This window comes from Bradyrhizobium mercantei, from assembly GCF_001982635.1.
Lineage (GTDB): Bacteria > Pseudomonadota > Alphaproteobacteria > Rhizobiales > Xanthobacteraceae > Bradyrhizobium > Bradyrhizobium mercantei.
Genome location: NZ_MKFI01000004.1, coordinates 447,859 through 464,228, shown reverse-complemented (window position 1 = coordinate 464,228; position 16,370 = coordinate 447,859). Strand labels below are relative to the sequence as shown.

Below are 16,370 nucleotides of genomic sequence, written 5' to 3'. Positions count from 1 at the left end.
CCGCAGGCAACTCTTTGCGTGCCAGCTGTTCCGCAGGGGCTGCCATGCAGGATCCGATTTCGCCCTCCGGTGTGCCTCTCTCCCTGTCCCGAGAGCGTGAAGTCGCGCCCCATCTTCAGCAGTCATCGCCCGGCTCGACCGGGCGATCCAGTACGCCGCGGCCTCTCGGCTCAAGCACGGCCGCCTCTGGAATACTGGATCACACGCATGCGCGGGTGATGACACCGCGTGTTTGGCATCTTGAATCGAGAACCATCCTCATCGTCGTCCCGGCGAAGGCAGGGACCCATAACCACCGATGGTCATTGTTGTGCGATGCTGGAACGACGAGGACCTCTCACAACTCCCGCCGTGGAGTATGGGTCCCTGCTTCCGCAGGGACGACGATGCGGTGTCGGCACGAGCCGGCCAACAATCCTACACCGGCAGCGCCGTTGAATACTTCACCTGGCTCAGCGCAAAGCTCGACTCGATCGAGGCGATGCCGTCGAGGCGGGTCAGCTTGTTCTTCAGGAACGCCTCATAGGACGAGAGGTCGGCGGCGACGACGCGCAGCAGATAGTCGCGGTTGCCGGTCATCAGATAGCACTCGAGCACCTCGTCCCATTTGGAGATCGCGCGCGCGAAGCGATTGAGGTCTTCCTCCTTCTGCCGCGCGAGCTTGATCGAGATGAAGACCGAGACGTGCAGCCCGATCGATTTCTGGTCGACGGTCGCGATGTAGCGCGAGATCACACCGCGCTCCTCGAGCAGCTTGACCCGGCGATGGCAGGGCGACACCGACAGCCCGACCTTGTCGGCGAGCTCCTGCATGGTCATGCGGCTGTCGGTCTGGAGCAGGGCCAGGATCTTGCGGTCGATGGCATCGAGGGCAGGCATTGGGATGAACTCGCTAGTTGCGGCCGGATCGTGGGAATTTATCCCAATTTTCCCTGTGCTGTCGCGTGGAATTGAGATTTTCGGCGGGCCTCGCGGCAGTAACATCTGTAAATATCGCTGGAGCATTGCCATGGGTATCGCGTCTGAACGCCTCGACATGCTGTCCGCTATGGCCCGCAAGGTGCTGTGGCTGTCGTCGTGGACCATCCATCACGCCAACCATGTGCGGCCCTCGACCGACGGCCTGAAGGTCGGCGGCCATCAGGCCTCCTCGGCCTCGCTCGCCAACATCATGTCGGCGCTTTATTTCTCGGTGCTGCGTCCGCAGGACCGCGTCGCGGTGAAGCCGCATGCGAGCCCGGTGTTTCACGCCATCCAGTATCTGTTCGGCCACCAGACCCGCGACAAGCTGGAGAATTTCCGCGGCTACAAGGGTGCGCAATCCTATCCGTCGCGCACCAAGGATACCGACGACGTCGACTTCTCGACCGGCTCGGTCGGGCTCGGCGTGGCGCAGACCCTGTTCGCATCGCTGGTGCAGGATTACGTCAAGGCGCATGGCTGGCTGGGAGACCGGCCCGAGGGCCGCATGATCGCGCTGGTCGGCGACGCCGAGATGGACGAGGGCAACATCTTCGAGGCGCTGCTGGAAGGCTGGAAGCACGGCCTGCGCAACACCTGGTGGGTGGTCGACTACAACAGGCAGTCGCTCGACGCCGTGGTGCGCGAGGGGCTGTGGGCGAAGTTCGAGACCATGTTCCGCAATTTCGGCTGGGACGTGGTGATCGTGAAATACGGCAAGCTGATGCTCGAGGCGTTTGCCGAGCCCGGCGGTGAGGCACTCAAGCGCTGGATCGACAATTGCCCGAACCAGATGTACGCGGCGCTGTGCTTCCAGGGCGGTGCTGCGTTCCGCAAGCATCTGCGCGACGACATCGGCGACCAGGGCGATGTCTCGGCCCTGATCGACCGCCGCAGCGACGACGAATTGCTGGCGCTGATGTCGAATCTCGGCGGCCACGACATGGCGAGCATGATCGAGGCGTTCGAGGCGATCGACCATGATCGCCCGGTCTGCTTCATCGCCTACACCATCAAGGGTGTCGGCCTGCCGATGCAGGGCCACAAGGACAACCACGCCGGCCTGATGACGGTCGCGCAGATGGAGAAGTGGCGCGCCGCGCAGAACATCCGCGTCGGCCACGAGTGGGACAAGTTCGAGGGCCTGATGCAGGAGCCTGCGAGGCTCGAAGCATTTCTTGCAGAGGCACCTTTCAATCGCGAGGGACGCCGCCGGCTGTCGGCGCCCGTCATCGATGTGCCGGAGCGGCTGGCGTTCAAGGTCTCCGCACAGATGTCCACGCAGCAGGGCTTCGGCCTCGTGCTGCATGAGCTGGCGCGCGGCGACAGCGAGCTCGCCTCGCGCATCGTCACCGCGTCGCCCGACGTCACCGTGTCGACCAATCTCGGCGCCTGGGTCAACCGCCGCGGCCTGTTCGCGAAACTGGAGAACCACGACCTGTTCCGGCAGGAGAAGATCCCGTCCGCCTTCACCTGGGAATACTCGCCGAAGGGGCAGCACCTCGAGCTCGGCATCGCCGAGATGAATCTGTTCATCATGCTCTCGGCGCTCGGCCTGTCGCACCAGATCAACGGCGCGCGGCTCTTGCCGGTCGGCACGCTGTACGATCCCTTCATCGAGCGTGGCCTCGATGCGCTGAACTACGCCTGCTACCAGGACGCCCGCTTCATGGTCGCGGCGACGCCGTCGGGCATCTCGCTCGCGCCGGAAGGCGGCGCGCATCAGTCGATCAAGACGCCCTTGATCGGGATCGGCCAGGACGGGCTCGCCTCGTTCGATCCGGCCTTCGTCGATGAACTTGCCGTGATCATGGGCTGGGGTTTTGGCCACATGCAGCGCGAGGGCGCCGAGGGTGGTTCGGTTTACTTGCGACTCTCGACGCGAACGCTGGAGCAGCCGCAACGGATCATGACGCCGGATTTGCAGCGCGACATCACCGAAGGCGCCTACTGGATGCGCAAGCCGGGCCCGAACTGCGACATCGTGATTGCCTATACCGGCACCGTCGCGCCGGAGGCGATCGAGGCGGTCGGCCTGATCGGCGAGAGCCACCGCGATGTCGGTCTCCTGGCGGTAACCTCCGCCGACCGGCTCTATGCGGGTTGGTCCGCGGCGCGGAATTTGCGCCGCGACCGCCGCGGCGCGCAGCATTTGAGTCATATCGAGCGCATGCTGGCGCCGCTCGGCCGCGACTGCGGCATTGTGACCGTGATCGACGGCCATCCGGCAACGCTCGGCTGGCTCGGCAGCGTGCGCGGCAACCGCCTCGAGGCGCTCGGTGTCGAGCATTTCGGCCAGACCGGCACGATCGGCGACCTCTACCGCCACTACGGCATCGACGCCAACGCGATCATCGACGCGGCGGAAAGCGTGTCTGTCGGCGCGCCGGTACGGCATCGCAAGATGGCGGTGTGAGGCCTAATCCTCTCCCCATCGTCGTCCCGGCGAAGGCCGGGACCCATTACCACAGAAGAGTGTTTTGAACGCGAGTCGTTGCCCCAGCACTCTCTCACCATTAGCGGTGGTGGTTATGGGTCCCGGCCTCCGCCGGGACGACAGTTGGAGCCTTGCCACCTGCGCGCCTCGCATCTTATATGCCGTGGGCGTGCACGAGCCGCGCCCCGCATATGGCGGGTTCAATTCGCCCTGCTTTCGTGCAAGGATGCCTGCCGAACGCTTTCCGTTCCCAATTCCATACGCCCCGTACAAGAGGTTTCCGATGGTCAATCGCATGCAATTCTACATCGACGGCGCCTGGGTCGATCCCGTCGTCAAAGGCAAGTCCACCCCCGTCGTCAATCCGGCGACCGAAGAGGCGATGTATGAGATTGCGCTCGGCTCCAAGGCCGATGTCGACAAGGCAGTTGCCGCCGCCAAGCGCGCGTTCGAGACTTATTCCAAGACCAGCCGCGAGGAGCGCATCGCGCTGCTCACCAAGGTCGTCGAGGTCTACAAGGGCCGCATGAAGGAAATCGGCGCCGCCGTCTCCGACGAGATGGGCGCGCCGCTGCCGATGGCCGAGAAGCTGCAGGCCGGCGCCGGCCTCGGCCACCTCATGAACACCCTCGAAGTGCTCAAGAAGTACGAGTTCGAGGAGACCATGGGCACCGCCGTGATCGTGCGCGAGCCGGTCGGCGTCGTCGGCATGATCACCCCCTGGAACTGGCCGCTCAACCAGATCGCCTGCAAGGTCGCGCCCGCGCTCGCCGCCGGCTGCACCATGATCCTGAAGCCGTCGGAGTTCACCCCGACCTCGGCGCTGATCTTCGCGGAAATCCTCCATGAAGCCGGCGTGCCGAAGGGCGTGTTCAACCTCCTCAACGGCCTCGGCCCGGAGGTGGGTGCCGCGATGAGCGAGCACCCGGACATCGACATGATCTCGTTCACCGGTTCGACCCGCGCCGGCGTCGACGTCGCCAAGCGTGCGGCGCCGACCGTCAAGCGCGTCAGCCAGGAGCTCGGCGGCAAGTCGCCGAACGTGATCCTGGAGGGTGCGGACCTCGCCAAGGCGGTGACCGGCGGCGTGATGCACATGTTCAACAACTCCGGCCAGTCCTGCAACGCGCCGTCGCGCATGATCGTGCCGCTCTCCAAGATGAAGGAAGTGGCCGCGATCGCGAAGGGCGTCGCCGACAAGACCAAGGCCGGCGATCCGCGTGCCGACGGCACCACGATCGGCCCCGTGGTCAACCGCGGCCAGTGGGACAAGATCCAGGCGCTGATCCAGAAGGGCATCGACGAGGGCGCAACGCTCGTCGCCGGTGGCCCGGGCCTGCCCGAGGGCGTCAACAAGGGCTTCTATGTCCGTCCGACCATCTTCGCCGACGTCACCAACGACATGACGATCGCCCGCGAGGAGATCTTCGGACCGGTGCTGACCATTCTCGGCGCCAAGGACGAGGCTGAAGCCGTCAAGATCGCCAACGACACGCCGTATGGTCTCGCCGGTTACGTCTCGGCCGACACCGTGGAAACCGCGCGCCGCGTCGGCCGCCAGATCCGCGCCGGCAACGTCAACCTGCAGGGCGTGCCGAACGAGCGTTCCGCACCGTTCGGCGGCTACAAGCAGTCCGGCAACGGCCGCGAGTGGGGCCGTTACGGTCTGGAAGAATATCTCGAGGCCAAGGCTGTCGCCGGCTACAACGCCGCGTAAGCCGAAAGCACGAGAGACGACATTCTGGCGCCGGGGCGGATCACCGCTCCGGCGTCAGACGTTTCGGGATGTAAAGTTTAGAAGGTTTGAAGTCTTACGACTTCGTCATTGCGAGCGAAGCGAAGCAATCCATCTCTCCTCGTGCGCGGAGAGATGGATTGCTTCGTCGCTTCGCTCCTCGCAATGACGGTCGGGTCAACCGCCGAGCGCGCCCTGGGTGTTGACGTAGAGCGCATAGATCGACTGGCTCGCCGCCATGAACAGGCGATTGCGTTTGACGCCGCCGAAGCAGAGATTGGCGCAGCGCTCCGGCAGCGCGATGCGGCCGATCATGACGCCGTCGGGCGCGAACACCACGACGCCGTCGAGCTCGGGATCGCCCATGCCCCAGCCGCACCACAGATTGCCGTCGATGTCGCAGCGCATGCCGTCGGGCGTGCCCGGGCCGGCGTCGATGAACACGCGCTTGTTGGAAATCGATTTGCCGTCGGCGGAGACATCATAGGCGAGGATCTTGCGGTTCGGCTCGCCGCGGGATTCGACGACGTAGAGGATCCTCTCGTCCGGCGAGAAGCACAGCCCGTTCGGGCCGAGCACACCCTCGGCGACGACAGTCGCCTTGCCGGTTGCGGGATCGAGCCGATAGACATTCGGCTCGATCTCGGGATCGGCCTTGTAGCCTTCGTAATTGCCGAGCAGGCCGAAGATCGGATCGGTGAACCAGATCGAACCGTCGGATTTCACCACCACGTCGTTCGGCGAGTTCAGCCGCTTGCCGCCGAAGCTATCGATCAGCACCGTAATCGATCCGTCATATTCGGTGCGCACCACACGGCGGCCGCCATGCTCGCAGGTGATCAGCCGGCCCTGGCGGTCGCGGGTGTTGCCGTTGGCGAAGTTCGACGGCTTGCGGAAGATGCTGACCGCGCCGGTCTCCTCCTCCCATTTGAGGATGCGCTGGTTCGGGATGTCACTGCACAACAGATAGCGGCCGTCACCGAACCATACCGGACCTTCGGCCCAGCGCAGGCCGGTGGCGATGCGCTCGACGGCGGAGAGCTTCAGCCAGTATTTCTCGAAGCGCGGATCGAGTGCGTGGATCGCGGGATCGGGATAGTAGGTTGCGGGACGCCAGCCGGCGGAATGAACATCGGACATTTGCTGTTCTCGTTGTTGTGTTTCGATGGTGTTTCCTTGAGCGCATGGTTTGCTATCATTGTCGGCCTGCGATCGCAATTCGGCTGCAGCAAACAGGAAAGACGAGGGACGGCATGCCACGCATATTGATGACCGGTGCATCGGGTGGAATCGGCGCGAGCCTGCGCAAGCTATTGCCGCCGATCTATCCGGACCTCCTGCTGAGCGACATCAAGCCGCCGTCCGATCTCGGCAACAACGAGACATTCAAGGCAGCCGATCTCGCCGATCTCGCACAGGTCGAGGCGATCTGCGAGGGCGTCGACGGCATCCTGCATTTCGGCGGCTATTCGGTCGAAGGTCCCTGGGATGCGATCCTGCAGTCCAACATCATCGGCTGCTACAATCTGTTCGAGGCGGCGCGCAAAAAGGGCGTCAAGCGGGTGGTCTTCGCCTCATCCAATCACGCGGTCGGCTTCTATCCCCGCCATCACCGCATCGGCACCGACGTCACCGCGCGGCCGGACAGCCGCTACGGGGTGAGCAAGGTGTTCGGCGAAGGCGTCGGCGCGCTCTATGCCGACAAGCACGGCATCAAGGTGACCTGCATCCGGATCGGCAATTTCGGCGAGGCGCCGCTCGATCACCGCAGGCTCTCGATCTGGCTCAAGCCGGAGGATCTGGTGCAGCTCTGCCGGATCGGGCTCGAGCACCCCGATATCCATTTCGAGGTGCTGTACGGCGCGTCCTACAATGAGCGCTCATGGTGGGACAATCACCGCGCCTATGATCTCGGCTATCGCCCGACCGGCCGCGGCGAGGACTTCCGCGAGCATGCAATGGCCGAGCAGGCGAAGCTGCTGCCGGATCCGGTCGGCGACTATTACCAGGGCGGCGCGTTCTGCAGCATGGAGTTCGACGGCGACAAGGAGAGGGTGATCGACTGGAAGACGTGATCAGTCCTCGCACTGCGGCAGCTGCTTCACCGCCTCGGTGTGCTCGCGCTGCGGCTCGTTCGCGCCTTTCCCGGATGTCGCCTTCGGTGCGCTTCCGGGCCCATCATAGGTCTGCGAGAAGTGGCTGAGCGGGAAGGTGAGGCTGATCTTCTGCCCGGTCAGGTTCTTGGCTTCTACCGCGATCGTTTGCGCGTGCTTGAGCCGTTCGATCAGCTCGCCATTGGCCTCCAGCGTGCCGCCGCAGCCGAGCGTGTAGCAATGTGTTCTGGCGATCTGCATCGGCTCGTCCTGATCGATCCGGAGGCTGATTGTGCCTTCCAGCATGGTCCGCGTTCCGACATTGGCGGTGAGCAGCGCACGCGTGCTGCTCTGCGGCGAGATGCTGATGGTGCCGCCCGACGGCGCGCACTTGCCGCGCGCGGCGGCGGCGACGAAGCAGCTAGCCTCGGTCAGGCAGGTCTTGGCCCAGGGCTCGTAGGTGAGCTCGGTGGCGCGCGGATCGGCCGCCTCGGCGATGCCGCCAAGTGCGAGGTGCACGGCGAACGATCCAATCAGCAAAGTCACATAGCGCATCGCCGTCTCCTTCACGAGGAGGCCGGGTATCGCGCTATTGCGGCTTTTTGTCGTTGGAGATGCGGACAAGATAATCCGCCTTGCTGTACTGCATGTGATCGACGCAGAGCTGCGCCAGCGCCCAGCTGTCGCGACCCTTCAAAAGCTCGATCATCAACTCATGTTGGCGCCGCGACAGCGCGAGGCCATCGCTGTCGGCGAGATTCTTGGCGCGCATCGGCAGCGTCAGGTTCATGTAGTCCTGCAGCGAGCGCACCAGGTAGGGATTGCCGCAGGCCGAGAACAGCGCGAGGTGGAACGCATCGTTGGTTTCGTGGACGCCGCGCATGTCCTGCGCGTCGGCCTTGATGCAATAATGCCGTTGCAGCTCGCTCAGTTGGTCGATCAGGCTGTCGGGCGCGGGCAGGGCGATCATCAGCGCGGCCTGGCGCGTCAGCATCTCGCGCACCTCATAGATCTGCCGCACTTCCTCGGCCGAATAGAACCGCACCGTGGCGCCGACGTTCTTCTCGCGCAGCACGATGCCCTGGCGCTCGAGCTGGAACAGCGCCTGGCGGACGAAATGCCGGCTCGCGCTGTAGCGCTGCATCAGCGTATCCTCGACCAGCCGCAAACCCGGCGCGAAGCGGCCGAAGATGATGTCCTCCTCCAGCCGGCGGATTACTTCCGCCTGCTCCTCCTCGCGCGAGGGGGGCTGGAGTTCGGGCAAGGTGGGCGCGGCTGTCATGCGTGCTCGGCTTCGGATCGATGCGGGAGGTCAGCATGACGCCGTGGTTATTGTCAATAATGGGGGCGATTTTGCCGCAGACCAGCTGCCCGCCGCCGCCAGATTATCTCATATTGACAATAATTCCCGCCGCTCCTTAAGTGCGGCCGAACCACCAAAAGGACGAGAAGAAAATGGCCGACGGACTTCGCAAGGGACTGACCAGCTATGGTGACGCCGGCTTCTCGCTGTTCCTGCGCAAGGCGTTCATCAAGGCGATGGGCTATTCGGACGATGCGCTCAATCGCCCGATCGTCGGCATCACCAACACCTACAGCGATTACAATCCCTGCCATGGCAACGTCCCGCAGATCATCGAGGCCGTGAAGCGCGGCGTGATGCTGTCGGGCGCGATGCCGTTCGTGTTTCCGACCATCTCGATCGCCGAGAGCTTTGCACATCCGACCTCGATGTATCTGCGCAACCTGATGGCGATGGATACCGAGGAGATGATCCGCGCCCAGCCGATGGATGCGGTGATCGTGATCGGCGGCTGCGACAAGACCCTCCCGGCGCAGATCATGGCCGCGATCAGCGCCGATCTGCCGACGGTGGTGATTCCGGTCGGCCCGATGGTGGTCGGCCATCACAAGGGCGAGGTGCTCGGCGCCTGCACCGATTGCCGGAGGCTGTGGGGCAAGTATCGCGCCGGCGAGATCGACGACAATGAGATCGAGGCGGTGAACGGCCGCCTTGCGCCTTCCGTGGGCACTTGCATGGTGATGGGCACGGCCTCCACCATGGCCTGCATCACCGAGGCGCTCGGCCTGTCGCTGCCGATGAGCGCGACGATCCCGGCGCCGCATGCCGAACGCTTCCGCTCCGCGGAGGCCAGCGGCCGCGTCGCCGCCGAGATGGCGAAGACCAAGGGACCGAAGCCAAGCGAGATCCTGACGCCGGCCTCGTTCCGCAACGCGCAGGTGGTCATGCAGGCGATCGGCGGTTCGACCAACGGCCTCATTCACCTCACCGCGATCGCCAACCGCTCGCCGCACAAGATCGACCTCGAGGCGTTCGACAGGCTCGGCCGCGAGGTGCCCGTGCTGGTCGACCTCAAGCCGTCGGGCGAGCACTACATGGAGCATTTCCATCATGCCGGCGGCGTGCCGAGGCTGATGGCGCAACTCGGCGACCTCATCGACCTCGATGCCAAAACCATCACCGGTCAGACCTTGCGCGAGGTCGTGGCAAATGCGGAGGACGTGCCGGGGCAGGATGCGATCCGCTCCAAGGCGAACCCGATCAAGTCCGAAGGCGCGATGGCGATCCTGCACGGCAATCTCGCGCCGCGCGGCGCCGTCATCAAGCAGTCGGCGGCGAGCCCGAAGCTGTTGCAGCACACCGGCCGCGCCGTGGTGTTCGAATCGGTCGAGGACATGACGCTGCGGGTCGACGATCCCGCGCTCGATGTGACCGCCGACGACGTGCTGGTGTTGCGCAACGCCGGCCCGAAGGGCGCGCCGGGCATGCCGGAGGCGGGCTACCTGCCGATCCCGAAGAAGCTTGCGCGTACCGGGGTGAAGGACATGGTCCGCATCTCCGATGCGCGGATGAGCGGCACCGCGTTCGGCACCATCGTGCTGCACATCACGCCGGAATCCGCCGTCGGCGGTCCGCTCGGGCTAGTGCGCAACGGCGACATGATCCGGCTCGATGTCGCCAAGCGCAGCATCGATCTGCTGGTCGACGAGGCTGAACTTGCGAAGCGTCGCGCTGCACTCGCGCCGGCCGGCACGCCGGATTGGGCCAAGCGCGGCTACGCGCACCTCTTCAACGAGACCATCCTGCAGGCCGACGAGGGCTGCGATTTCGACTTCATGCGCGCCAAGGGCAAGTAATTGGCGCCGTTCGGCGCTGCGGCCAAATTGTCGATAATTCCCGGCGTGCAGCGCTCATTGATGCCTACGACGAGCTGATTACCTCTGTTTTATTGACAATCCCGCGCGACTGGTGGGATGATCGCGTCAATCAAAAACAGGGGGAACGTCGCGATGGGCACTTCAGCCAGGATCGTCGGGATCGCCATGGCCGCGGCAGCGCTGCTGCTGCCGGCGCGCGTCGGTGCGCAGGAGGTCAAGCACTTCCGCTTCGCCTACGACCAGCCGCGCAACACCGGCTATTCGGTCGCCGGTGATCTGTTCGCCGACAAGCTCAAGGAACTGAGCAAGGGGACGATGATCGTCGACCAATATCCCGGCGCGCAGCTCGGCCAGGAGCCGCAGCTGCTGCAGCTCGTGAAGTCGGGCGATATCGAATTCGCGATCATCTCCTCGGCCAACACCGCGACGATCTCGCCGCAGGCGGGCGTGATGTCGCTGCACTTCCTGTTCCGCAACGACGCCCATGTGATCAAGGCGCTGGCCGACCCCAAGGTGTTCGAGGCCATCAAGACGATGATCGACGACACCGCCCAGGGCCTGCACGTGATCGGCACCGGCTCACAGGGCGTGCGCCACATCTACAGCAAGCGGGAAATCCACAATGTCGGCGACCTCAAGGGCGTGAAGGTCCGGGTGCAGGCGACCGCGACCGAGGACACCATGTTCCCGGCCTATGGCGCGCAGACGGTGCACATGCCGTTCGGCAGCGTCTACACCTCGCTGCAGACCGGCGTGGTCGATGCCGCCGAGAACAGCATCAACGTCTATCTCGTCAACAAGCACTATGAGGTCGCGCCGGTGCTCTCGATCACCGAGCACGAGGCCAACAACGCGCTGCTGTTCGTCTCCGACAGACTTTGGCAGAGCCTCTCCGCCGAGCAGAAGCAGTGGGTGCAGGCCGCCGCCAACGAGGTCAGCGCCAAGGAGCCGCAGAAGGCCTTCGAGCTGGAGCGGAACGCGCTGACCAAGCTGAAGTCGTTCGGCGTCAAGGTGGTCGAGGATGTGGACAAGAAGAGCTTTACCGCGATCGCCGATCCCTATCTCGACAAGCTCGCCAAGGAGCTCGGCCCGCACGCGGAGAAGATCAAGAACCTGATCCGCGCGATCAACTGAACGCGTGCTCCACGTCGTCCCGGCGAAAGCCGGGACCCATACGCCGCGGCCCTTCAGTTGGGCGATTAAGTCGCCGACTTTCTGCAAGCAACATGCGCCGGGGGTTATGGGTCTCGGCCCCCCGTGCGCAAACGCGCACTCGGCCGGGACGACGGAGTTTGAAGCATGGCCATCGCCGACAGACTGGTGCTGCAGCGGCAGCGGCATCTGAAATGGCGAGCGCTCGACCGGCTCGAGCTGATCCTGATGATGCTGTGCGGCTTGCTGTGCTTCGGCTTCTCGCTTTCGGTGACCGCCGACATCGTCACCCGCACCATCGGTCATCCCTGGCTGTGGCTTCAGGAGGTGACCTCGACGTTGTTTATCTACGCGATCTTCATTGGTGCGGCGGTCGCGACCAGGCGCAACGATCATCTCTATCTCACCGCGATCTCGGAGGCGATGCACGGCAGGTCGCGGACATTCGTCGAGATCGTCATTCGCCTGGTCGTGCTCGGCGTCGCCTTCTGCCTGGTCTGGTATGGCTATCAGAACTACCTCCGCGGCTTCGGCAGCTTCCGCCTGCCGTCGGGCACGCCGATTGCGTCGCTCTACGCGGTGATCCCGCTGTCCGGCATCCTGATCGGCCTGTTCACGATCGAGCAGCTCGTCAACGGCATCCGCAACGGCTTCGACCATGCGGAGCCGACCTTCCAATCCCGGCGATCAACACCGGCGCGACCACGGGAGTGCAATCGTGAGCGCGCCGGTCGTCCTTGCGCTGATGTCGTTCTGCTTCCTGTTCTTCGGCTATCTCGGCGTGCCGGTGCCGTTCTCGCTGCTGGCCGGCGTGTTCGTCGGCGCGGTGCTGTCCGATGTCTCGCTGGCGGCGATCATCCAGAAGATCTTCGACGGCGTCGATTCCGAGGCGCTGCTGGCGATCCCGTTCTTCCTCCTGGTCGGCGAACTCATGAGCTCGGCGAATGTCGTGGTCCGCATCGCCAATTTGTCGGTTTCGCTGGTCGGCCACATCAGGGGCGGGCTGTCGCAGGTCGTCGTCGTGTTCAGCATGTTCTTCTCGGAAATGTCGGGCTCGACCACCGCCGATGTCGCTGTCATGAGCCGGGCGCTCGGCGGGCCGATGCGGCGGGAGGGCTATGAGCCGGCGTTCATCGCCGCGATCATCGCCTCGGCCTCGACGATTGCGGCGCTGGTGCCGCCGAGCATCACGGCGGTGGTCTACGGCGCGGTCGGCAATGTCTCGATCGCCGGCCTGTTCATGGCGGGCGTGGTGCCGGGATTGATGATCGGCTTCGGGCTGATGATCTATTGCTATTTCTTCGGACCGTCGGGCCTGCGCAAGCCGCGCGCGCCGCTGCGCCAGGTCGCGTTCGCCGCCGGCGACGCCGCGCTGCCGATGATGATCCCGGTGATCCTGCTCGGCGGCATCCTGACCGGCTGGTTCACGCCGACCGAGGCCGGCGTGGTCGCGGTCGCCTACATCATCATCGTGGTGATCCCGGCGCTGAACCGCGGGCACCTGAAGAAGATCCCGTACGATTTCTGCCTGGCCGGCCTGATCTTCTCGCTGCCCCTGATCACGATCGGCGCGGCGAACGCGTTCGGCTGGATGCTGGCCTATCTGCGCGGCGCGATCTACATCGCCGACTGGATCACCTCGATCGCCGGCAACGATCCGCACCTCATCATGCTCTTGATGGTGCTGCTGTTCACGGTGGTCGGCGATTTCATCGAGCCGGTGCCGACCATCATCATCTTCATGCCGCTGGTCAACGCGCTGACCCAGGCCGGCGACATCAACGGCGTGCACATGGGCGTGGTGCTGATCGCGACGCTGGCTTTCGGCCTGATCACGCCGCCCTACGGGCTCGTGCTGCTGATGGCCTCGAAATTCGTCGGCATCAGCTTTGCGAAAGCGCTGCGGGCGGCGCTGCCGATCTATGTCGTGTTCCTGGTCACGATCTGCTTCACGATCTATTTCCCCAAGGTCGTGCTGTGGCTGCCCAAGCAGGTGATCCCGGAATCGGTCGGCTGCTTCAAGGCGCCCGGCGGCACGGGATATATCTGCCCGAACTAGGGGATGAGCTCTTAAATCCACTGCGCGCGTGGCGCTCGACTACCCATCCTTGAGCGCGTCGCGCATCGCGACCCGGCCGCCGCCGGGCTTTTGGACATAAAGGTGCTGCTCCAGCACATTCTGCATGTTCTCGAACATCGCATAGAGATCGTCGCAATAAACCGACGGGTTGTCGTAGCCGTTGGCCTTCGAGAAGCGATGCGGAAGATAGCCGCCTCCGCAGACGTTCAGGAACTTGCATTCTTGACATTTGGCAGCGAGGTTGATCGAGGCGTCGCGCGCGGCCCGCCAGCGCGGTTCGTTGCGGACCTCGTCGAGTGCGTGGTCGAAAATGTTGAATGTCGTCCGCGTGAAGCCGTCGCCCGCGATCCTGAGCACGTCATGCGCCTCGACCGAGCCGTCGGTCATGACGGTACACAGCTCCACGGGATGGTGACCTACACCTTCGGTCGGCGAGTTGTTGCCGAGCAATGCAGTAACCATGTCGGTGACGATGCGGATATTCACGGCCGGCCGGCTGCGGTTGGCCTCGAACCAGAGATCGAACAGGCCGTTGTAGAAGCCTGCGATCGCGGGCGGCTTCTCGTCGACCGTCGCATCCGGAATCATGATGTCGTAATGGGTGATGCCGCAATCGGCGAAGAATTCGACGTAGTCGCGCGGGGCGTAAGCCGGGTTGCAGACCGCCAGTGCACTGGTGCGGATGTCGCGCGAAACCAGCAGGCGCGCTGCGCGCGTCACTGCTTCATGGGTGCCGCCGCCCTGAAACGTCTTGCGGTGCAGGTCGTGGATATGCGCGGGCCCGTCGAGGCTGATCGCCACCGAAATTTGATGCCGCTCGAAACAGTCCAGCCATCGATCGTCGATCAGGACGCCATTGGTCGTGACCGAGATCGGGATGTCGCTACCCGTTCGTGTCGTAATGGCGGCGCAGGCTTCGGCAAAAGTGTTGAAATTGTCTACGCCCCACAACAGCGGCTCGCCACCATGCAGGACAATGGGCAAATCGCGCAGATCATGTTCGCGAACGTGCTCTTCGATGCGCAACAACAGCTGACGCAGCACCGCAGCGCTCATCAGCTTTGGCTTGTCGTAGACGGCGGCGTCGCGAAACCAGTAGCAGTAAGAACAATCGATGTTGCAGCGCGTGGCAACCTTGACCAACAGTTGCGCGATCGGCTGACTTGGGAAGTCGACCGTATCTGCCGCGTCAGGCGACATGCGGACACCGAACCAAGCGGAAAGACTCCGAAGAAGCTAGTAACCGCGGGCAAATCCACGGCGGAATCCGCCATACGGCACCGACGTACCCCGCCGGAAACCGCCGCCGTGATAGGGCGCGCCGCGCACAAAACCGCGCCTGAAATAGGCCTCCGTCACCAGCGGCTGGTCTGACAGGAATTCTTCGGAAGCGGTCATGCCCGAGCCGTCTTGATCGGATCGGGAATCTTGCTTCGCATTCTGATCGCGCATGTCGGGCAGCAACGCGTCAATGCCCGGATGATCACTCTGAATGGTCGCGCCCGGCCCATGCAGTTGCAGAAGGCCCGCAAAGATCTTCAGCGTCAAAATAGACATCAGCTAAAATCCCTCTTCTCGCGGAGGATGCGTCAGGACAAACACTATAGCTTTATGATCAGACCGGCAATGTGACGGTGCGTATTCGATAGGGCAGTAATGCTGACACGACTGTACCGGTGGCCGCCGCATCTCACCTTTGCGCCGTTCAGGCGCTGAGAGGACGCAGCGGGTCACAAGGGGGCCATTCGGTCGGGGCCGATCTTGGCCCGCTAATGGTCCGTATCCGAACAATTCCGTTTTGAGGACATGCCTTGGGGAAGCCGTAGCGTTCCTACTTCGACTTGCTGGTGAACTTCTTCACGGCGACGCGGAAATCGTCCGTGTGCATGGTCGTGATGATCTTGTGTTCCTCGGCGTCGAGCTGCTGCTTGGTCGGCGTGGTGGCGGCCTGATAGACCAGCGATTTGGTCGCGGCGATCGCGGCGGGCGGATTCTTTGCCAGCCGTTCGGCGAGTTGCCGGGTGGCCGCCTTCAGCTCGGTCGCGGGGACGGTCTTGACGACCAGTCCCCATTCATAGGCCTGCTGGGCGGTGAAGCCGTCCTCGGCAAGGAAAATCTGCAGCGCGCGGCGGGTACCGACGGTGCCGACGATGCCGACCGTGCTGCCGCCGTCCGGCGACACGCCGATCTTGGCATAGGCAGGCGTGAAGCGGGCATCGTCCGCGGCGATGCAAAGGTCGGTCACGAATGCGAGGCCCATGCCGGCGCCGGCCGCCGAACCGTGCACGCTCGACAGCACCATCTTCGGCATGCGCCGGACGGTCTCGATGAAGGCATGGTAGTGATGCAGCATCTCGCTGACCACGGGGGTGACAGTGTTGGCTTCGGCGGCGGCGCCGATGGTCTGCAGATCGCCGCCGGCGCAGAAGGCGCGGCCTTCGCCCTCGATGACCAGCACGCGGACATCCTTGTTGGCTTCGACCTCGGCGCTGAGCTGTTCGAGCTTTTTGGCGATCGTCAGGTCGATTGCGTTGAAAGCGGCCGGGCGGTTCAGCGTGATGGTCGCGATGGCGCCGTCGATGCGGAGCAAGGCAGGGTCGTTGGCAGAGGCGGGGGCTGGCATTTTGAAGACCTTGGGCTTGTTGGTTCCGGGCATTTAAGGCCCTGGCGGGAGCCATGGCAATCCGGCGCGGCGCCGGAAGCGGCCTTGGCGTCCCCCGATAGGCGTCCCGG

At 64.1% G+C, this 16,370-nt stretch carries 13 protein-coding genes and 1 pseudogene; 7 read left to right on the top strand and 7 right to left on the bottom strand.

Annotation, left to right across the window (positions count from 1 at the left end; translation table 11 throughout):
* Window positions 1-417: 417 nt before the first annotated feature.
* Window positions 418-879, bottom strand: coding sequence for an Lrp/AsnC family transcriptional regulator (locus BI327_RS20315; protein WP_021076302.1), 462 nt, complete (start codon window positions 877-879; stop codon window positions 418-420).
* A gap of 130 nt (window positions 880-1,009) precedes the next feature.
* Here BI327_RS20315 and BI327_RS20310 point away from each other — a divergent pair, with 130 nt between their 5' ends.
* Both BI327_RS20310 and BI327_RS20305 read left to right on the top strand, forming a co-directional pair.
* Window positions 1,010-3,376, top strand: coding sequence for a transketolase (locus BI327_RS20310; protein WP_076862560.1), 2,367 nt, complete (start codon window positions 1,010-1,012; stop codon window positions 3,374-3,376).
* A gap of 304 nt (window positions 3,377-3,680) precedes the next feature.
* Window positions 3,681-5,114 carry an aldehyde dehydrogenase family protein gene (locus tag BI327_RS20305; RefSeq protein ID WP_076862559.1) on the top strand — a complete coding sequence of 478 codons (1,434 nt, stop codon included), beginning with the start codon at window positions 3,681-3,683 and terminating at the stop codon, window positions 5,112-5,114.
* 195 nt (window positions 5,115-5,309) lie between these two features.
* Here BI327_RS20305 and BI327_RS20300 read toward each other — a convergent pair whose 3' ends face one another.
* Entirely contained in the window at window positions 5,310-6,272 is a 963-nt protein-coding gene (locus BI327_RS20300; RefSeq protein WP_076862558.1) for an SMP-30/gluconolactonase/LRE family protein, read from the bottom strand.
* A 113-nt stretch (window positions 6,273-6,385) separates the two neighbouring features.
* Between BI327_RS20300 and BI327_RS20295 the strand changes: the two genes are divergently transcribed.
* Entirely contained in the window at window positions 6,386-7,207 is an 822-nt protein-coding gene (locus BI327_RS20295; RefSeq protein WP_076862557.1) for an NAD-dependent epimerase/dehydratase family protein, read from the top strand.
* Here BI327_RS20295 and BI327_RS20290 read toward each other — a convergent pair whose 3' ends face one another.
* Entirely contained in the window at window positions 7,208-7,780 is a 573-nt protein-coding gene (locus BI327_RS20290) for an invasion associated locus B family protein (protein ID WP_143271664.1), read from the bottom strand.
* Between the two features lie 34 nt (window positions 7,781-7,814).
* The gene (locus tag BI327_RS20285) at window positions 7,815-8,507 is read right to left on the bottom strand and encodes a GntR family transcriptional regulator (RefSeq protein WP_076862555.1); all 693 of its coding nucleotides are present in this window, start codon (window positions 8,505-8,507) and stop codon (window positions 7,815-7,817) included.
* Between the two features lie 173 nt (window positions 8,508-8,680).
* Between BI327_RS20285 and BI327_RS20280 the strand changes: the two genes are divergently transcribed.
* The 4 genes and pseudogenes from BI327_RS20280 to BI327_RS20265 all read left to right on the top strand — a co-directional run bounded on the left by BI327_RS20280 (window position 8,681) and on the right by BI327_RS20265 (window position 13,616).
* The gene (locus tag BI327_RS20280; RefSeq protein WP_076862554.1) at window positions 8,681-10,384 is read left to right on the top strand and encodes an IlvD/Edd family dehydratase; all 1,704 of its coding nucleotides are present in this window, start codon (window positions 8,681-8,683) and stop codon (window positions 10,382-10,384) included.
* A gap of 186 nt (window positions 10,385-10,570) precedes the next feature.
* Complete coding sequence (locus BI327_RS20275) at window positions 10,571-11,539, top strand: TRAP transporter substrate-binding protein (RefSeq protein WP_089025556.1); 969 nt, start codon at window positions 10,571-10,573, stop codon at window positions 11,537-11,539.
* A gap of 165 nt (window positions 11,540-11,704) precedes the next feature.
* Window positions 11,705-12,226: pseudogene (locus BI327_RS20270) on the top strand (TRAP transporter small permease); the annotation flags it as partial.
* A gap of 49 nt (window positions 12,227-12,275) precedes the next feature.
* Window positions 12,276-13,616, top strand: coding sequence for a TRAP transporter large permease (locus BI327_RS20265; RefSeq protein WP_076862553.1), 1,341 nt, complete (start codon window positions 12,276-12,278; stop codon window positions 13,614-13,616).
* Window positions 13,617-13,655: 39 nt separating this feature from the next.
* Here the strand turns inward: BI327_RS20265 and BI327_RS20260 are convergent, their stop codons facing one another.
* From BI327_RS20260 to BI327_RS20250, 3 genes are all read right to left on the bottom strand, one after another.
* On the bottom strand, window positions 13,656-14,837 hold the full coding sequence (locus BI327_RS20260; protein WP_076862552.1) for a radical SAM protein: 1,182 nt from the start codon (window positions 14,835-14,837) through the stop codon (window positions 13,656-13,658).
* 36 nt (window positions 14,838-14,873) lie between these two features.
* Window positions 14,874-15,194, bottom strand: coding sequence for a hypothetical protein (locus tag BI327_RS20255; RefSeq protein ID WP_143271663.1), 321 nt, complete (start codon window positions 15,192-15,194; stop codon window positions 14,874-14,876).
* 274 nt (window positions 15,195-15,468) lie between these two features.
* A complete protein-coding gene (locus BI327_RS20250; RefSeq protein ID WP_076863095.1) occupies window positions 15,469-16,260 on the bottom strand; it encodes an enoyl-CoA hydratase/isomerase family protein in 792 nt (263 codons plus the stop codon).
* Between the last annotated feature and the right edge of the window lie 110 nt (window positions 16,261-16,370).